This window comes from Micromonospora foliorum, from assembly GCF_022229015.1.
Lineage (GTDB): Bacteria > Actinomycetota > Actinomycetes > Mycobacteriales > Micromonosporaceae > Micromonospora > Micromonospora foliorum.
Genome location: NZ_JAKKFF010000487.1, coordinates 1 through 4,587, shown reverse-complemented (window position 1 = coordinate 4,587; position 4,587 = coordinate 1). Strand labels below are relative to the sequence as shown.

At 72.1% G+C, this 4,587-nt stretch carries 6 protein-coding genes and 1 pseudogene; all 7 read left to right on the top strand.

Annotation, left to right across the window (positions count from 1 at the left end):
* On the top strand, positions 1-954 hold a 954-nt coding region (locus tag PSH25_RS28650; RefSeq protein WP_238662000.1), incomplete at its 5' end, for a hypothetical protein.
* A gap of 104 nt (positions 955-1,058) precedes the next feature.
* Positions 1,059-1,847 (top strand): LmeA family phospholipid-binding protein, encoded by a 789-nt coding sequence (locus tag PSH25_RS28645; RefSeq protein WP_238661999.1) that lies wholly within the window; start codon positions 1,059-1,061, stop codon positions 1,845-1,847.
* 105 nt (positions 1,848-1,952) lie between these two features.
* A complete protein-coding gene (locus PSH25_RS34255; protein WP_310503780.1) occupies positions 1,953-2,030 on the top strand; it encodes an Ms5788A family Cys-rich leader peptide in 78 nt (25 codons plus the stop codon).
* A 208-nt stretch (positions 2,031-2,238) separates the two neighbouring features.
* Positions 2,239-3,087 carry a sulfurtransferase gene (locus PSH25_RS28640; protein WP_238661998.1) on the top strand — a complete coding sequence of 283 codons (849 nt, stop codon included), beginning with the start codon at positions 2,239-2,241 and terminating at the stop codon, positions 3,085-3,087.
* Between the two features lie 2 nt (positions 3,088-3,089).
* Positions 3,090-3,410, top strand: coding sequence for a DUF1416 domain-containing protein (locus PSH25_RS28635; protein ID WP_112674100.1), 321 nt, complete (start codon positions 3,090-3,092; stop codon positions 3,408-3,410).
* 101 nt (positions 3,411-3,511) lie between these two features.
* A complete protein-coding gene (locus tag PSH25_RS28630) occupies positions 3,512-4,057 on the top strand; it encodes a winged helix-turn-helix domain-containing protein (protein WP_372492869.1) in 546 nt (181 codons plus the stop codon).
* A 71-nt stretch (positions 4,058-4,128) separates the two neighbouring features.
* Positions 4,129-4,587, top strand: a pseudogene (locus tag PSH25_RS28625) (hypothetical protein); the annotation flags it as partial.

Genomic DNA, 4,587 nt, shown 5'->3' with positions numbered 1-4,587 from the left:
ACCGGCCCGGCCACCACCGACGGCGATCGCCGCGAACGGGGTGGGCCGCGCCGTGCCCGCCGCGCCGGCGAGCCGGCCCGCCGATCCGAAGACGAGATCGACGAGCCGGAAGAGGAGGTCATACCCCCGGTCGAGGTGCACCGCCAGCTGGCGCTGACCATCGCCGGCTTCGCCGCGCTGCTCGGTGTCGGCCTGGTGCTCGGCGCGCAGACGTCGGGCCCCGGTCACCGGCTGCCGTTCGCCTTCATCATCTTCGGCGTCCAACTGCTGTTCGTGCTCGCCTGGACGATGGCCATGCGGCCGCCCGCACTGCTGGTGGTCGCCGGGATCAGCGCCGCGGTCGCGGCGCTCGCCGACATCGCCGCGGTGCAGACCGACGTCGCCGGCCTGGCGCCGCTGGGCTACCTGGCCGCTGGCGGTTTCCTCGCCGCGGTGCTCGGCCAGCTGGTTCGTCGGGTCGACCGGGTTCGGGTCACCGACTCCCTCGGGGCCACGCTGCTCATCGTGGTCGGCGTGGTGGCCTTCGGCACCCTGATCGTGCTCAGCCGGATCCCGGCCGGCACCCAGGCGATCACCGTCTGCCTGACCGCGAGCGGTGTCGCGCTCACCGTCGCCCGGCTCACCGACGCCGTACTGCCCTGGCCCCGGCTCGCCCCGCAGGTGCCCCGGGGCGCCGCTGGCGTCGTGGCCGGCGCGATGGTCGGCACGTTGACCAGCGCACTCCTCGGCAGCTATTTGGTGGCTCCCTTCACACCGACCCGGGCCGCCGTGATCGGTCTGGTCGCGGCGGTCACCGCCGTCCTCTCCGACCTCGCCGTGGGGTACGCGGAGGCGGGCCGGTTGATGGCCGGTGAACCGCCCACGATGTGGGTGGCCCGGCACATGCAGGGTCCGCTCGGCGGCTTCGCCCTGGCGGCGCCCGCCGCGTACGCCATGTGCATGCTGTTCCTCTGAGTCACGGTTGAGCGCGGAGCCGGTCGGGTACCTACGGGTGCGCCGCCCGGCGGCGTCGGTACGAACAACCCGTCGCGGTGCGACGGGCGGAGACAGGAGGCGGCGTGGCGCAGGACTATCCGGTGGACGAGGCGCGACCCCGACGGCGTGGCCGCAAGGTGCTCATCGGGTTCCTGGTTCTGCTCCTGCTGCTGGCGGGGTTGCTGGTGGTCGCCGACCGGGTGGCGGTCGGGGTCGCCGAGCGGATGATCGCCGACCGTGTGCGTCAGGAGATCACCAAGCAGGGCGCGCAGTCCGCCGCGCCTGAGGTGGAGGTGGGCGGGACTCCGTTCCTCACCCAGGTGCTGGACGGCCGTTACCAGCGCATCACCATCAACCTGCGGGACGTGCAGGCCTCGGTCGAGGGCGACGCCGTCCGGTTGCCGGTGCTCGATGTGACCGCCCGCAACGTGCGGGCCTCGCTGGACACCCTGCGCACCGGCCAGGGTGACGTCGTGGCGGACACCGTCAACGGCGCCGGCACGATCAGCTACGAGAGTCTGGCCGCGCTGCTGAACCGCCCGGGGCTCACCCTCGGCGAGCAGAACGGCAAGCTCACCGTCAAGGCCCCGGCCGACATCCTCGGTCAGAAGCTCACCATCAGCGGCACCGCCGACGTCACCGTCGCCGACAACGGCGCGGTCGCCCTGCGTTTCAACGACCTGGACGCCGCGGGTCTGCCGAACCTGCCGCTGGCCCGCGCCTTCCTGAGCAACTACGCCAAGAGCATCTCCATCGACGTGCCCCTCCCGGACCTGCCGTTCCAGCTCGCGGTCCGAGAGGTCCGTCCACTGCCGGAAGGGTTGGCGGTCACCGCCGACGCCAAGAACGTGCCGATCAACTCCGCTGGCTGACGCCGGCGGCGCGGTGGGACGCCGACATCCTCGGCGGCCCCGGCGATTCCCGGATGGTGGTCGGCTGAGTGGCAGCACGGTCACTGGCTGGTAGGGTTCCTGGCCATGGGGACCCACCTCACCAAACGGCGCGCGGTCGACCTGTGCCGCGTGGCCACCTGCCTGTGTCGCCCCGTCATCTGACGGCGGGGCTGTCTCCGGCCGCCTGACGGCGGCCACCGGCAACAGGGTTCTCGCACCCTCCGGTTATCCCACCGAACGCCCGGCAGCGGCGCCGTCGCACGAACCCGTGATCCCGTCCTTCCGCTGGGTCCCGCGCGTGGTGCGACTGATACACCCAATCGATTCGCGCGCGTTGGCTCACCATCCATCCTCACCAGGGAGTGATTCGATGAGTCGCGACACCGCACTCGTTTCGGCCGAGTGGGCCGAGAAGAACCTCGACGCCCCGGGCGTCGTCTTCGTCGAGGTCGACGAGGACACCTCGGCCTACGACACCGGCCACATCGCCGGCGCCATCAAGATTGACTGGAAGACCGACCTCCAGGACCAGGTCCGCCGGGACTTCGTCAACAAGACGCAGTTCGAGGCACTGCTGTCCGAGCGGGGCATCAGCAACGACGACACCGTCATCCTGTACGGCGGCAACAACAACTGGTTCGCCGCCTACGCCTACTGGTACTTCAAGCTCTACGGCCACCGTGACGTGAAGCTGCTCGACGGCGGCCGCAAGAAGTGGGAGCTGGACGCCCGCCCGCTCGTCACCGACGCGGTGTCCCGCCCGGCGACGCAGTACGTCGCGCAGGAGCCGGACACCTCCATCCGGGCCTTCCGCGACGAGGTCGTCGCCGCGATCGGCACCAAGAACCTGGTCGACGTGCGCAGCCCCGACGAGTTCGCCGGTCGCCTGCTCGCCCCCGCCCACCTGCCGCAGGAGCAGGCGCAGCGGGCCGGCCACATCCCCACCGCGATCAGCGTGCCGTGGTCCAAGGCGGCCAACGAGGACGGCACCTTCCGGTCCGACGACGAGCTGCGCAAGATCTACGGTGACGCGGGGCTCGACGACGGCAAGGAGACCATCGCGTACTGCCGGATCGGTGAGCGCTCGTCGCACACCTGGTTTGTGCTCCAGGAGCTGCTGGGTCACCGCAACGTCAAGAACTACGACGGCTCCTGGACCGAGTACGGCTCGCTGGTCGGTGTGCCGGTCGCGCTCGGCGACGAACCCGGGGAGGCCTGATCATGACTCTTCCCACCGCCGCGGGTTGCGCCGCACCGGACCAGGCCGCGCCGCTGCCGGCCAGCCTGGACCTGGAGAAGGAAACCGTCATCACCGGCATCGTCCGTTCCTCCGAGGCCGAGCCGGTGCCGGGCGCGTACGTCCGGCTGCTCGACTCGACCGGTGAGTTCACCGCCGAGGTGGTCACCTCGGCCGCCGGGCAGTTCCGGTTCTTCGCCGCGCCGGGTTCCTGGACGCTGCGGGCGTTGTCCCGGCACGGCAACGGTGACACCGCGGTCACTGCCGGCCGGGGTGTCAACGAGGTTGCCGTCACCGTCGCCTGACCCACTGCTCTGATCGACCGGGGCCGGTCACCCTCCTGGGGTGGCTGGCCCCGGTCGTTTCCCCGCAGCGGCGCGCCGGGCGGGTGCCGAAATCCATCGGCATGCGTCACTATCTACGGGTGGAATTCAGGGATGAAAGTGGCGTGTCCGACGAAGGGGTTCCCATCGTCCTCTGTGTGGGCACCGACGTGTCGATGCGGGAGCGGGTGCTGGGCCAACTCGGCGGGCTCGCCCCGGTGCTCAGCTGCGCCGACCTGACCGAACTGCGTGAGCTGCTGTCGTCGCCGACGGCCCCGGCGCCGGTCGATCCCACGGCCCTTCCGCCCACCGAGGCGCAGGGCCTGGTGCAGTGGGGTGAGCTGGCCGTCGACCGGGCCGGCCACCGGATCACCTGGCGCGGCGACCCGCTCCCGCTGACCCCCACCGAACGGGAACTGCTCGCCCTGCTCATGGGTCCGCCGCTGGTGGTGTGGAGCTACGAACAGCTCTGCGCCTCCGCGCTGGGTGGCGCGGACACCGCCGCTCTGCAGTCCACGATCAAACGGCTTCGCCGCAGGTTGCGGGGCCTGCCGGGTGGGCCGCAACTGCACACCGTGCGAGGGGTCGGCTACCGACTCGACCCGCCGGCCCGGCTGAACGACCACTGACCGGCCGTCGTCCCGTCCTGCCGACCGCCTCCGCCGCCGGACCGGCGGCGGGCGCGTGACACCATGGCCGGGTGAGCGGTGCTGTGCAGACGGGTTGGGCCTCCTCGGCCGGCCCTGCCGCGCCGGCACCGGCCCGGCCGCGGCGACGTTGGCTGCTGGCCGTGAGCGTGGCGTGGGCCGTGTTGCTGGCCGGGCTCACCTGGATGTCGGTGCGGGACGATCCGCCGACCGTGCGCGAACAGCGTTCCCTGGATCAGGCCGGCCCGGTGGTCGACCGGGCGGTCGGCGAGTTGGCCCACGCGGCTGGTGTGGCCGGTCTGCTGGAGCTGGGTCCGGCGCGGATCGCGTCCGGCTGCCGGGTCACCCCGTTCGAGGACGGGGCGAGGTTGCGGCGCGAGGTCGGTGTGCTCGCGGCCACCGGTGACGAGCGGGCCGTGCTGGCCGGCATCGCCGAGCGGCTGCCGGCGAGCTGGCGGGCCGGGGTCGGGCCCGGGGGGGACGGGCCCGAGCGGCGCGCCGACGCCGGAGAG